Raw genomic sequence first — 16,279 nt, 5'->3', positions numbered from 1 at the left:
CAACGCTCAGCTTGTTGGAGAGATCGTAGCTAAAGATTCAGCGGTTAAGCCGCCAGAGCGAAGCAGATTCAGCACCTAGCCGCAGTTGCAGCCCATTGTCTGCCGCATTGAGTTCGCTTTCCCCCTCTAATCGTTGCCACTGCCCTTTGGCCAGCAGCGGGCTGTATGGCAATACCGCTTCACCGCTGCCGCTGCGCTGCAACGCCACCAGCACTTGCTCTTGCTGGTAAGTACGTACAAACACCAGCGTTTCTCCTGCGGCATACAGCACCTGGCAACCGCCGCGCCGCAGCGCTTTACTCTGCTTACGCAGCGCAATCAGGCGTTGGAACAGATGTAGCAGTTGGTGATCCCACTGGCTTTCATCCCACGGGAAGGTCTTACGGCAGAACGGATCGTTACCACCGTCCAAGCCAATTTCGTCGCCATAATACAGGCAAGGCACCCCGATCCAGCTCATCAGCCACACCGCCGCCATCTGCATACGCCGGGTGTTATTTTCCAGCATCGTCAAAAAGCGTGCGGTATCGTGGCTGTCCAGTTGGTTAAACTGAATAAGCTGACGATTGTGCGGCAACCCGGCACGATAACCGTCCATCCACTCTGCGCAAACGGCCGCATCAATCTGTACCGGATGATAGGCCACGTCCTGCCCTGCCAGAAACGCCCGCACCGGTAAGGCAAAACCCACATAGTTCATGGCGGCGTCTTCAACCCCGGCGTGCAACCAGCGGCGGGCATCACCAAAATGCTCGCCCAGAACGTAAGCCTCTGGGTTCTCCTGCTTGACCGCCTGATAAATCCCGGCCAAGTGATGCAAGTTGCCCTCCGCTCCGCCGTTCTCCCCCAGCATATGCACCACGTCCAGCCGCCAACCGTCGATACTGTAAGGCGGCCGCATCCAATGGCGTACCACGCTGCTGTCGGCGCGATAAATAACATCCACCACCTGTGGTTCAGCAAAATTGAGCTTGGGCAGATTGGTATGGCCTTTCCAGGTTAGCGCCTCGCCATCCGGGTAGAAATTAAACCAGCCGCGATAAGGGGAATCCGGGTTGTGGCAAGCGCCCTGTTCGGCCTGCTGATAACGATCGAACCACGGATGCGAATCGCCGGTATGGTTGAAAACCCCATCCAGCAGCATTTTCATCCCCACCTGGTGAGTGCTTACTCGCAAACGCTGTAGCGCTTCATTGCCGCCAAAGTACGGATCGACCTGATAATAATCGTCTGTGTCATATTTATGCACGCTCGGTGAGGTGAAGATCGGGTTGAGATACAACGCCGTCACGCCAAGCTGTTGCAGGTACGGCAGTTTCTCACTAATGCCATCCAGATCGCCGCCGTAGAAAGTCGAAGCCGCATGTTTCTCTTCCAGCGGATGTTGCCAATCGCGGCGTACCACATTGCAACCCGCCGCATGATGGCGATAGCTGCCGCTTTTAATACCATGCGCGGCACCGCTGCTGGCAAAACGATCGGGGAATATCTGATAAAACACCTGATCGGCCACCCACATCGGGCTATGATTCGGCTCATCGACCGCAAATTGAGCCAGTTGCCCCGGCGGGATCAGCGACCAACCCTGCGGGCCAAACCACTGCTGACGATCGGCCCACAGCAGCTTAAAGCAGTAACGCCGGGTGGCCTCGCCCTCATTTAATGTCAGGCTGGCGTGATAGCGCCACAAGCCTTCCGCGGCCTGCGCCTTCATTTTCAGCAGCCATTCCTCATTGTCCGACTCGGTGCGTAAGAGGATCTGTTCGGGCAGATCATCCCCCTGCACCCAAAGTGTGATCTCCAGACGTTGCCCTTTCTTCACCACGAAGGGGGGAACGGGTTGATGCCAGGCGTTAAGCATTAAGGTTCTCCTGATGTAATAGACGGCACTATTTAATGCCCCGAACAATGCCACGTCGAGTGCCATTTCCCCTCCTCTCTGTTCGACAAACTCAGGGATGAGTTGAGGGGTGGAGATGCGGATCCCAGGGTAAAATCACCCTGTTGCCTTTTAGCTAAGGCACTTTTGATATGGAGAGTTTTCTGGCAGGGGGAGTTATCTAACCATATCGGCCCTGCGGATCAGGGCCGATATTTTTCACATCAGTCTTGCTGTGTTGCCAATCCTGCCTGCTTCTTCTGGCGGTTCACCTTGATGTAGTAACCCAGCAGCAGTAGCGCGACCCACACCAACCCGGCATACAAAGAAACGCGGGTGGTTGGGAAGTAGCCGATCAGACCAATGATAAACACCAGGAAGATGATGGCAATCACTGATGTAAACACGCCGCCACGCAGCGGGAAGTCCAACTTCTTCACCTGGTCTTTGCTCAAGCTGCGGCGGAAAGCGATCTGCGAGATCAGGATCATAATCCACACCCACACGGTAGCAAAGGTCGCCAGTGAGGCAATCACCAGGAATACGTCCTTCGGCATCACATAGTTGAGGTATACGGCAATCAGCAGCGCCGCCATCATCACCACTACCGTCACCCACGGAATACCGTGTTTGGAGATTTTACTGAATACCTTCGGTGCATGGCCCTGCTCTGCCAAGCCGTGCATCATACGGCCAACGCCGAACACATTGCTGTTGATCGCCGACAGCGACGCGGTGATCACCACAAAGTTAAGGATGCCTGCCGCCATGGTGATCCCCATGTGCTGGAAGGTAAGAACAAACGGGCTGCCGCTGGTGCCGACCTGGTTCCACGGGTAGATCGACATGATGACAAACAGCGTCCCTACATAGAACACCAGAATGCGCCATGGCACCGAGTTGATCGCCTTCGGGATCGACACTTTCGGATCTTTGGCTTCACCGGCAGTAATACCGATAATCTCGATGCCACCATAGGCAAACATCACCAGTTGCAGCGACAGCAGCATGCCGATAAAGCCGTTGCTGAAGAAACCGCCGTTCGTCCACAGATTGCTAATACCGGTCGCTTGGCCGCCGTTGCCAATGCCCCAGATAATGATACCGACACCGGCTGCGATCATGACGATAATGGTGGCCACTTTGAAGAAGGAGAACCAGAACTCCAGCTCACCAAACACCTTCACGCTCATCAGGTTAATCGCACCGATGATCAGCACAATGCTCAATACCCAGATCCAGTGCTGCACCTCGGGGAACCAGACGCCCATATAGATGCCGAACGCCGTCACGTCGGCAATGGCGACGATCAGGATTTCAAAGCAGTAGGTCCAACCGGTGATATAACCGGCCATCGGGCCAAGGTAATCTTGGGCATAGCGTGAGAACGAACCTGCCTGCGGGTTGTTGACCGACATTTCGCCCAGTGCGCGCATGATGATAAAAGCGATGATACCGCCGATCAGGTAAGCCAGCAGAACGCTGGGGCCTGCCATGCGGATGGCTTCTGCGGAACCGTAAAATAAGCCGGTACCGATAGCGGAGCCGAGGGCCATAAAGCGAATGTGGCGCGTACTGAGGCCACGCTTCAGCTTGTTGGCCGGTGCTGCGGTGGATGACTGTTGTTGCATGGAAATGACCTGTCCCTTTAAACGAACAAAAGCCACGGACAAGTCCGTGGCCCAAAGTTAAGACCGCAGGTTTATGAGTGCACAGTCACTTCGCGGCTGCGTGCAAAAACCCGATCATAAATTGCGACCAGCGCCAACATCAGCAGCGAAGGTGGCAACCATGCCAAACCCTGCACCGCCAGCGGCAGATTATCGGTCCAGGCTGGCATCAGATGCTGGAAGCTGGACGCTTTCACGGCGTCAAGAATACCAAACAACAGGCTGACTAACATCACCGGCGCAACAATTCGCGAACTACTGTTCCACCAGCGCAGAGTGAAGCTCAGCACTACCAGCACGATGCAAGGGGGATAAATTGCGGTCAGCACCGGGATCGAGATCTTAATCAGATGGCTCAGACCAAGGTTGGAAACCAACATCGAGAACAGGCCCAGAATAAACACCAGCGTCTTGTAAGAGAACGGCAGGTACTGCTCAAAGAACTCGGCGCAGGCGCAGGTCAGGCCCACCGCCGTGACCATGCAGGCAATAAAGATCAGCGCCGCCAGGAAGAAACTGCCTAAGCCGCCAAAGGTATTCTGCACATAAGCATGCAGGATCACCGCGCCGTTGGTGGCATCAGGCACCAACACGCCGCTGCCGGAACCCAGTTTGAACAGGCTCAGATACACCAGCGTCAGGCCGATACCGGCGATCAAACCCGCCAGAATAGTGTAACGGGTCAGCAGACCGGCATCTTTCACCCCACGCGAACGTGCAGCGTTGACGATCACGATGCCGAACACCATCGCCCCGAGCGTATCCATGGTCAGGTAACCATTCACGAAGCCGGAGGAGAAAGGCACGCTCTGGTAAGCCTCTACCGCCGGGATCGGTGCCCCGGCAGGCCACACCAGCGCGGCAATACCCAGAATAGCCAGCGCCACCATCTTCAGCGGAGCCAGAATATGGCCCACGGTATCGAGCAGGCGGCCCGGATACAGCGAGATACCGATCACCAGCGCGAAATAAACCAGGCTGTAGATAAACAGCGGCAGAGGGCCATCACCGGTCAATGGGGCAATACCCACTTCAAAGGAAACGGTGGCAGTACGCGGGGTAGCAAACAGCGGGCCGACGGCCAGATAGCACACCGTCGCCAGCAGTAAACCCGCGCTGCGGCCAATCGGCGAACTCAGTGCATCAACACCGCCACCCACGCGCGCCAGCGCGATCACCGTCATCACCGGCAAACCCACGGCGGTGATCAGGAAACCCAGTGCCGCAGTCCAAACATGCTCGCCGGACTGCAAACCCACCATCGGCGGGAAGATAATGTTCCCGGCACCGACGAACAAGGCGAAGGTCATAAACCCCAACGCCAGAATATCTTTTGATGTTAAACGCTGACTCATAGGATGTTGTGTTGCCTGTAAAAATGAATAAATTTCCGCCAGTGTGGTGGCAAAATGCCTGAATGAGGTTGCTGGCCTGCCATTGCATCAAGAAACCAATAAGCACAAAAAACGCACAATACCTGGCGTTTCGTCCTGGCTCGCAAGATGACCACTCATGATGATGGGCAGAGTTTTAGAAGTTATATCCCCGGCAGATTTCAGGCTGTAGCCAACGGCAACCGGCTTGAAAGACCAAAGGGTGAATGGAGGTTTAGTCCAGCAACGGGGGCTAAGTTAAGCGTTTATAGCGCCAAAAGACAAGATGCAGCGAAGAAAGCAGAGCGATCGTCCAGATAATATTTTGCAGCCAGTCGATCGTAGGGGTTATCAATAAATATGCACTACATGATTTGTATTATCTTTAAGCAACAATCTCACAGAGTGTGAAACATAGCATTAAATATTGCGCGACAACGCCAAAAACCGATCATTCAATGCGTGTTATGCGCTCAGTTTTTGCCACTCAACGGGCCTGCTCCAGCCCCAGCATCATGCGCGTTTTGCGCAACGTATCCGGGGGTAACGGCAGATAACCGTCGTGATTCACCAACCTCTGCCCCTGCACCGAAAGCACGCGATCAAGAAACGCGGCGGTCAGCGGTTCCAGCGGTTGGTTAGGCGCTTTATTGATGTAGATATACAGATAACGCGCCAGCGGATAGCTACCGTTGCGCACATTGGTTTCCGTCGGGGCCACGTAGTTGTTGCCTGATTCCGCCAGCGGCAACAAGCGCACGCCGCTGGCACGAAAGCCAATGCTGGCATAGCCGATGCCGCTTAACGATCCCGCCACCGCCTGCACCACCGAAGCCGAGCCGGGCAACTCGTTCACCCGCGCCATAAAATCACCGCCACACAGCGCGCGCAGCTTGAAATAGCCGTAAGTGCCAGAAGCGGAATTGCGGCCAAAACGTTGCAAAGTGCGCTGTGCCCAACTGCCCTGTAACCCCAGTTGGCCCCAGCGCTGAATCGCGGTGTTTTCGCCACAGCGGCGGGTGGAAGAAAAGATCTGATCGAGCTGCTGCAAATTCAGCCCACGCAACGGATTGTCCTGATGCACCAACAGCACCAGCGCATCAACGGCCACCGGCACCGCCAGCGGCGGATAGCCATAGCGCTGCTCAAACGCCGCCACTTCCGCCGCTTTCATCGGCCGGCTCATTGGCCCCAGTTGCGCCGCGCCCGCCGCCAAGGCGGTCGGGGCCGTTGAGGATCCGGCGGCCTGAATTTGCAGGTTAACGTTAGGATAGTGCTGGCTGAAATCCTGCCCCCACAGCGCCATCAGATTAGCCAGCGTGTCGGAACCGGCGCTGGAGAGATTGCCGGAAAGCATGCCGTCCGGCTGCGCCAACGCACCAGGGCTGAGCAACAGCATCAGGCAAAACAGCAATCCTTGGGTGAGTCGGGCCATAACCAAGTCCACGCGTTAATTTTTCACCGCATTCTCTGACAAAGCGGCGGGCACAATCAACCGATTAGGCAAGGTAAAGATGAAACGCGTGCCGATACCGGGTTCACTCAATATTTCCAGCCGTGAATCATGGTGGCTGAGCGCATGTTTGACGATCGCCAGCCCCAGCCCGCTGCCGCCGGTCTGGCGCGAACGCGCTTTATCAACGCGGTAGAAACGTTCGGTCAGCCGTGGGATATGTTCAGCAGCAATGCCCGGCCCGCTATCGCTCACCTGGAACTGCGCGCCCTGCGGCGTTTGCTGCCAGCTCACTTCAAGATGGGTGCCCGGCGGCGTATGGTTAACCGCGTTGTACACCAGGTTGGATACCGCACTGCGCAGTTGATCCTCGTTACCAAACACTCTGAGGTTTTCATTGATCCGGAAGCTGATCGCATGATTGCCATTGCTGAGCGACTGCGCCTCACGCTGTAACACCCGCAGCATCAGCGGAATATCGACCTTCTCATTCATATCAACGTTAGGTGCCGCCTCGATGCGCGACAGCGTCAGCAACTGCTTCACCAGCCCGTCCATACGCTTGGTTTGCTCTTGCATAGTGCTCAGCGCTTTGCCACGCAGTGAACCGTCGAGTTCCTGATCGCTCATCATCTCCAGGTAGCCTTGCAGCACCGTCAGCGGGGTACGCAGCTCATGGCTGACGTTGGCGAAGAAGTTACGACGAGCGCCCTCCAACTGGCGCATCTGGGTGACATCACGCGCCACCATCAGCAGTTGCCCTTCGGAATAGGGCATCACGCGGAATTCGACAAAGTGCTCATTATTCAGTTGCAGCGTCAGCGGCTTGGAGAATTCCTGCTGTTGCAGATATTGGCTGAATTCCGGATAGCGCAGCAGGTTGAGGATATGTTGGCCGTTGTCCTCCGGCCAGCGGAAGCCCAGCAGGTGCTGTGCCAAACCGTTACACCAGAAAATATTGCCTTCAACGGTGGTCATCACTACCGCATCGGGCAAAGATTCCGCCCCGCTGCGAAAGCGTTTGATCAACAGCGCCAGCTCACGGCGGCGGCGGCGGTTACGCTGCTGCATCTGATACAGGCCGTAAAACAGTGGCTCCCAGCTCCAGCGCCCCGGCGGCGGCGTCATGCTGCGATCGACCCACAGCCAGTGAGAGAGTTTGAGTTGGTTATAGAAATTCCACACCAGTGCAATCAGCACCGCAACCAGCAGGAACCAGGGCAAATAGCCAAAAATCAGCCCCAGCAGTAAAGCAGGCAAACAAAAAAGGGCCAGCTCAATCGCCAGCCTCTTCCACGATAGGCGTTCTAACACGGCATCTGCTCCAACATTGCGCGATTAATAGCGCGTTGAGAACCGGTAGCCGGTGCCCCGAACGGTTTGAACCATTTTGTCATGACCCGTGGTCTCCAGCGCCTTACGCAGCCGGCGAATATGCACATCAACGGTACGGTCTTCTACATAAACGTTAGTGCCCCAGACGTGATTAAGCAACTGTTCGCGGCTGTAAACCCGTTCCGGGTGAGTCATAAAGAAGTGTAACAGCTTGAATTCGGTCGGCCCCATATCGAGCGCCTGACCGCTCGCCATCACCCGGTGTGAGGAAGGATCCAGGCTCAGCCCTTGCATTTCAATCACTTCTTCCACTGCCATCGGTGAAATACGCCGCATCACCGCTTTGATACGCGCCACCAGCTCTTTTGGCGAGAAGGGTTTGGTGATGTAATCATCCGCCCCCACTTCCAGGCCGCGCACCCGATCTTCTTCTTCACCGCGTGCGGTCAGCATCATCACCGGGATATCGCGGGTCAGCGCTTCACGTTTCATGTGCTTGATAAACTGAATGCCAGAACCGCCGGGCAGCATCCAGTCGAGCAACACCAAATCAGGGAACGGCTCGGACAGGCGCGCAATGGCACTGTCATAATCCTCGGCTTCCAACGGTTGGTAACCATTCTGTTCCAACACAAAGCACACCATCTCACGGATCGGCGCTTCGTCTTCCACCACCAGTATGCGTTTTGCCATCGTCAATCCTGCCAATGTGTTAGCGATCTCTATCGCGCCCTTGTTGCGGCGCCATTATGCGTCAGTTTTGTGACACTTTTATGAAAATCACCACTGCCTTTGCGGCTCTAAGCATAGTGATTATTCTAACGATCAAAGAAAAATCATTTAGATGTCATAATGCTTACGTCACAACAGCGGGCATTAGCCCCTCAATTATATTTTACGCAGGGAGTATCATGCGCCTGATTCATACTTCTGACTGGCATCTGGGCCAATACTTTTTCACCAAAAGCCGCGCCGCCGAGCACCAGGGCTTCTTACGCTGGCTGATCGAACAGGTGGAACAGCAGCAGGTAGATGCGCTGATCGTCGCCGGGGATCTGTTTGATACCGGCTCCCCGCCGAGCTACGCCCGCGAACTGTACAACCGCTTTGTGGTGGAATTGCAGCGCACCGGTTGCCAGTTGGTGATCCTGGGGGGCAACCATGATTCCGTGGCCACGCTGAATGAATCGCGTGAACTGCTTTCCTGCCTGAATACGACCGTAATTGCCAATGCGCAAACGGCGATCGAATCGCAGATCCTGGTGCTGAAGCAGCGCGACGGCCAACCGGGTGCGGTGCTGTGCGCCATCCCGTTCCTGCGCCCGCGCGATCTGCTCACCAGCCGCGCCGGGGAATCCGGCACGCAAAAGCAGCAGGCCTTGCAGGAAGCCATTGCCGAGCATTACCACTCTTTGTATCAGGCCGCCTGCGCGCGCCGCGATGCGCTGGGCCTGCAACTGCCGATCGTCGCCACCGGCCACTTAACCACCGTGGGGGTGACCACCTCCGATTCGGTGCGCGATATCTACATCGGCACGCTGGATGCCTTCCCGGCGCAGGCTTTCCCGCCAGCCGACTACATTGCCCTCGGCCATATTCACCGTGCCCAGAACGTGGCCAAGTCCGAACATATTCGCTATAGCGGCTCGCCGATCCCACTCAGCTTTGACGAACTCGGCAAAGCCAAAAGCGTATTTATGGTCGACTTCGCCGACGGTGCTCTGCAACAGGTGACTGCGCTGGAAGTCCCTACCTTCCAGCCGATGCAGTTGCTCAAAGGCGATCTACAGCAGATCGAACAGCAACTGCGGCAATTTGCCGATCATCAGGGGGAATTGCCGGTTTGGCTGGATATCGAAGTCGCCACGCAGGATTACCTTAGCGATATTCAACGCCGCATCCAGCAACTGGCCGATGAACTGCCGGTCGAGGTGCTATTGCTGCGGCGCAGCAAAGAGCAACGCCGCCTGGTGATCGCCCAGCAGGACAAAGAAACCCTGAATGAACTGAGCGTTGGCGACGTATTCGAACGGCGGCTGGCGCTGGAGAGCGAAATGGCAGAACCGCGCCAGCAAAGGATGCGCCAGATGTTCCAACAGGTGGTTGAAACCTTACATCAGGATGAGGAGCACTCAGCATGAAGATCCTGAGCCTGCGGCTGAAAAACCTCAATTCGTTGCAGGGCGAGTGGAAAATCGACTTCACCGCCGAACCCTTCGCCAGCAACGGGCTGTTTGCCATTACCGGCCCGACCGGCGCGGGCAAAACCACGCTGCTGGATGCAATTTGCCTGGCGCTGTATCACCAAACGCCGCGGCTGAACGTGACGCCAAGCCAAAACGAACTGATGACGCGCCATACCGCCGAATCGCTGGCAGAAGTGGAGTTTGAGGTGAAAGGCATCGGCTATCGCGCCTTCTGGAGCCAGCGCCGCGCCAAAAACGATCCCACCGGTAACTTACAGGCTCCGAAGGTGGAACTGGCGTTACGGGAAAGCGGCAAGATCCTGGCGGATAAAGTGCGGGATAAGCTGGATCTGATCGCCTCGATTACCGGGCTGGATTTCGGCCGTTTCACCAAATCGATGATGCTGTCGCAGGGGCAATTTGCCGCATTTCTCAACGCCGACGCCAACGATCGCGCCGAACTGCTGGAAGAACTGACCGGCACCGAGATTTATGGCCGGTTGTCCGAGCGGGTATTTGAGCAGCACAAGCAGGCAAAAACCGATCTGGATGCGCTGCATCATCGTGCCAGCGGCATTGAGCTATTGAATGATGAACAGCGCCAAACCCTGGAAAACCAGCTCAGCGCCCTTAGCGCGGAGGAACAGCAGCTTAGCCAGCAGGCGCAGCAGCGCCAGCATCAGTTGAACTGGCTGCAACAGTGGCACACCGCCCAGCGGCAATTACAGGAATATCAGCAACAGCTCAACGCCGTGCAGCAGGACTACCAGCAGGCGGAACCGCAGTTGCAGCAGTTGGCGCGTAGCGAACCGGCAGAAAAGCTGCGCCCGCGGCTGGATGAGCGCAACCGCTGCCAGCAGGACAACTCAGCCCTGCAACAGCAGATCGCGCTGTTAGCGCAACAGCAGCAACAGCAACTGGTGCAAATTGTTCCGCTGCAACAGCAGTTCGAGCAGGCGCAAACCGCCAAACAGGCGCAGGTTGAACATCAACAACAGCAGCAGAACCTGATCGATAAAGTGGTGCCGCTCGACCAGCAGATTAGCCAGTTACAAAGCACCCTGGCCGAGACGCAAAAAGATCATAAGGCAAGCCAGCAGCAGCATGAAGAACAACGCCGCACGCTGGAGCAACTGACCACCAAGCGCACACAGCTTGCCACTCTGGCGGGCCAATCGCAGGCAAAGCAGGCCGAACTGACCAGCGCACTGGAGCAACAGCGGCAACAGCAGGCAGCACTGGAAACGCAATCTCCACAGGAGAAACTGCGCCTGCGCCAAACCGAGCTGGCCGAGCTGCGCCCGGTGCGCCAACAGTTGTCCAACTTGGCACTGCTGTTCCAACAAGGCCAGCAGCAGTTGGAGCAGCAACGGCTGGAGTTTGACGCGCGCCAAAAACAGTTGGCTGAGGCAGAAGCTCAGCTTGAGCAAACCCGCCAACAATACAAGCAGCACAAAAACCATCTCAATGACGTTGAGAAAACCCACGAACTGGAAAAACTGATCGTTAGCCTGGAAGCCGAGCGCGCCCGGCTGCAAACCGGCGAACCCTGCCCACTGTGCGGTTCCACCCAGCACCCGGCGATCGCCCAATATCAGGCGGTTAAGCCCTCGGAAACCGCGCTACGCCTAGCCGAGATGCGTGCAACAGACGATGCACTGCATACGCAGGGCACCGAACTGCGTGCGCGCAGTGAAAGCCTGAAAGAGCAACAGCAGCAACTACAGCAGCGGTTGCAACAGCAACAACAGCAGCAGGAACAGCATCAGCAAAGCTGGCAAACGCTCAGCGCGCCGCTGGCGTTTGATTTTACCCTGCACGACACACAGCACCTGAACGATTGGTTGGCGGCCTGCGACAGCGAAGAAAATCAAGCTCAGCAGTGGCTATTGCAGCACGATCGGGCCGCTCGCGCCGTTCAGCAGGCCAAAGATGCACTGAACGCGCTGCAACAGGAACAGCAAAAAAACCAGCAGGACATCGCGCTGCTGGACGAACGTTTTAGCCTGCTGCAAACAAATCATGCAGAAACCCAGCGCCAGCTGGAAAAATTACAACAGTTGGTGCAACAACAGGAGAAAAACCTGGCTGAACTGCATCGCGAACGCAGCGCGTTGTTTGGTGAACAGCAGGTAGTGCAGGTTCGCCAACAGTTGCAGGCGGCACAAACCGCCGGCGATCACGCCCTGAAACAGGCCACAGCACAACTGAGCCAAGCGCAGGAACAGCGCGATCGCCTAATGGGCCAGTTGACCGGTTTGCAACAACAGCAACAGCAGTATGCCGAGCGCTTGCAACATGCTGAGCAGCACTGGCAGCAGGCGCTCGCCAGCAGCGAATTTGCCGATGAAGCGGCGCTGCGCGCCGCCTTGCTTGAAGACGGCGTGCGCCAGCAATTACAGCAAGAGAAAGAACGGCTACAGCAGCGCCAAGTGCAAGCAAGCACCCTATTGGCCCAGGCGGTGCAAACGCTGGAGCAGCAACGCCAAAGCCGCCCGGCGGATCTGGACGAGGCGCTTGCCACCCCGGAAGCCCTGAACCAATTGGTCGAACAGCTAAAAACGCTGCAACTGCGCCAAGGGGAAGTGCGCAACCAGCTAAGCAGCGATGCAGAGCGCCGTTTGAACCAGCAAACGCTGTTTGAGCAGATTGCCCAAAGCCAACAGCAGTACGACGACTGGAGCACGCTCAATCAGCTGATTGGCTCGAAAGAGGGCGACAAATTCCGCAAATTTGCCCAAGGGTTAACGCTTGATCATCTGGTGTATCTGGCCAACCACCAGCTTGGCCGTTTGCACGGGCGTTACCTGTTACAGCGTAAAACCAGCGATGCGCTGGAACTACAGGTGGTGGATACCTGGCAGGCCGATGCTCTGCGCGATACCCGCACCCTGTCCGGCGGCGAGAGCTTCCTGGTCAGCCTGGCGCTGGCGTTGGCGCTGTCGGACCTGGTCAGCCATAAAACCAGCATTGACTCGCTGTTCCTTGACGAAGGCTTCGGCACGCTGGATGCCGAAACGCTCGATACCGCGCTGGACGCCCTCGACAGCCTCAATGCCACCGGCAAAACCATCGGCGTGATCAGCCATGTCGAAGCCATGAAAGAGCGCATTCCGGTGCAGATTAAGGTGAAAAAGGTCAACGGGCTGGGCGTCAGCAGGCTGGAATCGCAATTCCGCATCGAATAAACGGCCCGCTGGAGCGATAAGAAATGTGATCGCGGCGGCAGTACAAGGCGAAAAGCGTTGAGCCACGGCTGACAATGGTTATCATGCGGCAGATAAAAGGATTGTCACTGTAAATAAACAGGCAAAACCTGACCTCTAGGATCGCTCCTGGACGTCGGGTTTTTTCGTTTTCAGCGGGTTTGAAAAGCCAGGAATAGCCATGAAAATCGCTAAAATACTCAATAATAACGTAGTGATTACGCTGAGCGACCATCAGGCAGAAACGGTGGTCATGGGGCGTGGCATTGGTTTTAAAAAGAAAGCCGGTGATAGCCTCGATGAAAGCCTGATCGAGAAGGTGTTTACCCTCAACAGCGGCGAAATGAGCGAGCGCTACAAAGAGCTGCTGGCGGAAATACCGCTGGCCTGCATTACCACCGCCGATCGCATTATCACCCTTGCCCGCCAAAGGCTGCCGGGGAAACTGCACAACATCGTCTACATTACGCTGACCGACCATATCCACTTCGCGTTGCAGCGCCATACGCAGGGGTTGGACATCAAGAATGTGCTGCTGTGGGAGATCAAAAAGCTCTACCCGAACGAATTCGCCCTCGGGCTGGAGGCGTTAACAATCATCGCCCAGCGCCTGGAAACCCAGCTACCGGAAGATGAAGCCGGATTTATTGCCCTGCATCTGGTCAACGCCCAGCTTAATGACGAGATGCACAACACCCTGCATATCACCCGCGTGATGCAGGAGATCCTGAATATCGTCAAATACCATTTCCGCTTTGATTACAATGAAGAGGCGCTCAGCTATCACCGCTTCGTCACCCATTTAAAATTCTTCGCCCAGCGCCTGTTGGGGAAAAACTACGTCGACAGCGACGATGACTCGCTGTATCAGGTAGTGAAGGACAAATATCACGAATCCTTCGCCTGTGCTGGCAAAATCAACCAGCACATTGAAAAGCACTATCAGCACCAATTGACCCGTGAAGAGATGATGTTTCTGACCATCCACATTGAACGGGTGCGCAGCGAAAGCGAAGGCAATTACATCGCCAAGGAGTGAGGTTTCCTTCAGCCCTTGGCGAAAGTAATCACTGCGGCCACAGCCATGCCGCGCCGCGCACGCCGCTGGAATCGCCGTGGATCGCTTTGCGGATCGGGGTTTCACATTCGCCGCCGAACACCCAAGACTTCACCAACTGCGGCACATTCTGGTACAGGCGTTCAACGTTACTCATACCGCCCCCGAGGACGATCGCATCGGGATCAAACAGATTGATCACGTGCGCCAAAGACTTCGCCAGCCGCATTTCGTAGCGCGCAATCGCCCGTTCAGCGGTGGCATCCTGCTGCGCCACCAACGCCATGATCTCATTCCCTTTCAGCCTGGTCCCGCTCAGCCGCGCATAGTCGGTGGCAAAACCGGTGCCGGAGATAAAGGTTTCAATGCAGCCCTGTTTGCCGCAGTAACAGGGCACTTCGGCGCGAAAACGCAGTTCGTCGTCATCCAGCCAGGGCAGCGGGTTATGGCCCCATTCACCGGAAATACCGTTCCCTCCGGCATGCACCTGCCCGTTAATCGCCACGCCTGCGCCGCAGCCGGTGCCGACGATCACCGCAAACACCGTTTGGCTGCCCGCTCCGGCACCGTCGGTGGCTTCTGACACCGCCAAGCAGTTGGCGTCATTCGCCAGCCGCACTTCACGCGCCAGCATGGCCGAAAGGTGTTTATCCAGCGGCTGGCCGTTCAGCCAGGTTGAGTTGGCATTCTTCACCAACCCGGTAAAAGGCGACAGCGTACCGGGAATGCCGACGCCAACCGAGCCTTGCTGGCCGGTTTTTTCTTCCGCCAATCTCACCAGCCCAACAATGGCTGCCAATGTCTGCGGATAGTCATTACGCGGCGTGGCGATACGATGGCGGAACAGTTCCCGCCCGTCATTGGCTAACGCGATCACTTCAACTTTTGTGCCACCCAGATCAATACCAATGCGCACGATTTTTCTCCTCAACGCACGACGACAATAGATATACAGCCTAATGTAACCCAGATAAAAAATCTTTTACTCACTGTTAGCGTTGCAGAAAACGCGCCACAGAAACGCGGGAACCGCCGCAAATCGGCGGGAATAAGGCGCTTTTTCAGCGTCAATTCGTTATCATGCCGCCCTGCTTTTGACGAATCAGCGTGCGACCCGCAAGAGGTATTCGGGGTACAAGTGCACGCCCAGCCTGGGATAACATTATGCTGTGGTTTAAGAATTTGATGGTTTACCGTTTGAGCCGCGACGTTGCGCTAAACGCGGATGAAATGGAAAAACAGCTCAGCGCCTTTGCGTTCACCCCGTGTGGCAGCCAGGATATGGCGAAAACCGGCTGGGTCTCGCCAATGGGCTCTCGCAGCGACGCACTGACGCACGCCGTTAACGGCCAAATCATGATCTGCGCCCGTAAAGAAGAGAAGATCCTGCCCTCTCCAGTGTTGAAGCAGGAACTGCAAGCGAAGATCGATAAGCTGGAAGGCGAGCAGCACCGCAAGCTGAAAAAAACCGAGAAAGACTCGCTGAAAGATGAAGTGCTGCACAGCCTGTTGCCGCGCGCCTTCAGCCGTTTTAACCAGACGTTTATGTGGATCGATACCGTCAACGGTTTGATCATGGTGGATGCCGCCAGCGCCAAACGCGCCGAAGATACTCTGGCACTGCTGCGCAAAAGCCTGGGTTCGCTGCCGGTGGTGCCGCTGACCATGGAAAGCCCGATCGAGCTGACGCTGACCGAATGGGTGCGCTCCGGTGAACTGCCAGCCGGTTTTATCATTCAGGATGAAGCCGAACTGAAAGCCATTCTGGAAGACGGCGGCGTGATCCGTTGCAAAAAACAGAACCTGATCAGCGATGAGATCGCCGTGCATATTGAAGCGGGCAAGCTGGTGACCAAACTGGCGGTAGACTGGCAGGAGCGGATCCAACTGGTGTTGGCCGACGATGGCTCTCTCAAGCGCCTGAAGTTTGCCGATGTATTACGCGAGCAGAACGATGATATCGATCGTGAAGATTTCGCTCAGCGTTTCGATGCCGATTTCATCCTGATGACCAGCGAACTGGCAGCGTTGATCAGCAATACCATTGAAGCCTTGGGTGGCGAAGCGCAGCGATAAAGCGTAGCAAAGCCGCCGGGATGCAATGGTTGCATCCCGGCGGT

The 16,279-nt window shown here is 56.3% G+C and carries 11 protein-coding genes; 4 read left to right on the top strand and 7 right to left on the bottom strand.

The annotated features are described in order from the left end of the window. Positions 1-37 precede the first annotated feature (37 nt). The 6 genes from malZ to phoB form a co-directional block, all read right to left on the bottom strand. Positions 38-1,861, bottom strand: coding sequence for a maltodextrin glucosidase (malZ, locus tag ACX9GT_RS05810; protein ID WP_473191515.1), 1,824 nt, complete (start codon positions 1,859-1,861; stop codon positions 38-40). Between the two features lie 242 nt (positions 1,862-2,103). Next, on the bottom strand, positions 2,104-3,510 hold the full coding sequence (proY, locus tag ACX9GT_RS05805; RefSeq protein ID WP_473190232.1) for a proline-specific permease ProY: 1,407 nt from the start codon (positions 3,508-3,510) through the stop codon (positions 2,104-2,106). A 71-nt stretch (positions 3,511-3,581) separates the two neighbouring features. After that, the gene (gene brnQ / locus ACX9GT_RS05800; protein WP_473190231.1) at positions 3,582-4,904 is read right to left on the bottom strand and encodes a branched-chain amino acid transport system II carrier protein; all 1,323 of its coding nucleotides are present in this window, start codon (positions 4,902-4,904) and stop codon (positions 3,582-3,584) included. 505 nt (positions 4,905-5,409) lie between these two features. After that, on the bottom strand, positions 5,410-6,357 hold the full coding sequence (locus ACX9GT_RS05795; RefSeq protein WP_473190230.1) for a PstS family phosphate ABC transporter substrate-binding protein: 948 nt from the start codon (positions 6,355-6,357) through the stop codon (positions 5,410-5,412). 15 nt (positions 6,358-6,372) lie between these two features. Further along, positions 6,373-7,689: a phosphate regulon sensor histidine kinase PhoR gene (gene phoR / locus ACX9GT_RS05790; protein WP_473190229.1), complete on the bottom strand. Its 1,317-nt coding sequence runs from the start codon at positions 7,687-7,689 to the stop codon at positions 6,373-6,375. Positions 7,690-7,713: 24 nt separating this feature from the next. Further along, entirely contained in the window at positions 7,714-8,403 is a 690-nt protein-coding gene (gene phoB / locus ACX9GT_RS05785; protein WP_473190228.1) for a phosphate response regulator transcription factor PhoB, read from the bottom strand. 218 nt (positions 8,404-8,621) lie between these two features. Between phoB and sbcD the strand changes: the two genes are divergently transcribed. The 3 genes from sbcD (at position 8,622) to licT (ending at position 14,141) form a co-directional block, all read left to right on the top strand. Continuing rightward, positions 8,622-9,851: an exonuclease subunit SbcD gene (gene sbcD / locus ACX9GT_RS05780; RefSeq protein ID WP_473190227.1), complete on the top strand. Its 1,230-nt coding sequence runs from the start codon at positions 8,622-8,624 to the stop codon at positions 9,849-9,851. Further along, positions 9,848-13,084, top strand: coding sequence for an exonuclease subunit SbcC (gene sbcC, locus ACX9GT_RS05775; RefSeq protein ID WP_473190226.1), 3,237 nt, complete (start codon positions 9,848-9,850; stop codon positions 13,082-13,084). The genes sbcD and sbcC overlap by 4 nt, the downstream gene beginning before the upstream one ends. A 199-nt stretch (positions 13,085-13,283) precedes the next feature. Beyond that, entirely contained in the window at positions 13,284-14,141 is an 858-nt protein-coding gene (gene licT, locus ACX9GT_RS05770) for a BglG family transcription antiterminator LicT (protein WP_473190225.1), read from the top strand. A gap of 28 nt (positions 14,142-14,169) precedes the next feature. On the opposite strand, the gene mak is transcribed toward licT, so the two are convergent. Next, the gene (mak, locus tag ACX9GT_RS05765) at positions 14,170-15,075 is read right to left on the bottom strand and encodes a fructokinase (protein WP_473190224.1); all 906 of its coding nucleotides are present in this window, start codon (positions 15,073-15,075) and stop codon (positions 14,170-14,172) included. Positions 15,076-15,323: 248 nt separating this feature from the next. Here mak and rdgC point away from each other — a divergent pair, with 248 nt between their 5' ends. Further along, complete coding sequence (gene rdgC, locus ACX9GT_RS05760) at positions 15,324-16,235, top strand: recombination-associated protein RdgC (RefSeq protein WP_473190223.1); 912 nt, start codon at positions 15,324-15,326, stop codon at positions 16,233-16,235. Positions 16,236-16,279: the final 44 nt, after the last annotated feature.

Source organism: Serratia sp. YWN4 (assembly GCF_055790845.1).
This window is presented reverse-complemented; position numbering and strand designations above follow the sequence as displayed.

Bases quoted from the DNA above. Each gene is read 5' to 3' on its own strand.
- malZ (WP_473191515.1), bottom strand. From the start codon at position 1,861: ATGCTTAACGCCTGGCATCAACCCGTTCCCCCCTTCGTGGTGAAGAAA.
- proY (WP_473190232.1), bottom strand. From the start codon at position 3,510: ATGCAACAACAGTCATCCACCGCAGCACCGGCCAACAAGCTGAAGCGT.
- brnQ (WP_473190231.1), bottom strand. From the start codon at position 4,904: ATGAGTCAGCGTTTAACATCAAAAGATATTCTGGCGTTGGGGTTTATG.
- ACX9GT_RS05795 (WP_473190230.1), bottom strand. From the start codon at position 6,357: ATGGCCCGACTCACCCAAGGATTGCTGTTTTGCCTGATGCTGTTGCTC.
- phoB (WP_473190228.1), bottom strand. From the start codon at position 8,403: ATGGCAAAACGCATACTGGTGGTGGAAGACGAAGCGCCGATCCGTGAG.
- sbcD (WP_473190227.1), top strand. From the start codon at position 8,622: ATGCGCCTGATTCATACTTCTGACTGGCATCTGGGCCAATACTTTTTC.
- sbcC (WP_473190226.1), top strand. From the start codon at position 9,848: ATGAAGATCCTGAGCCTGCGGCTGAAAAACCTCAATTCGTTGCAGGGC.
- licT (WP_473190225.1), top strand. From the start codon at position 13,284: ATGAAAATCGCTAAAATACTCAATAATAACGTAGTGATTACGCTGAGC.
- rdgC (WP_473190223.1), top strand. From the start codon at position 15,324: ATGCTGTGGTTTAAGAATTTGATGGTTTACCGTTTGAGCCGCGACGTT.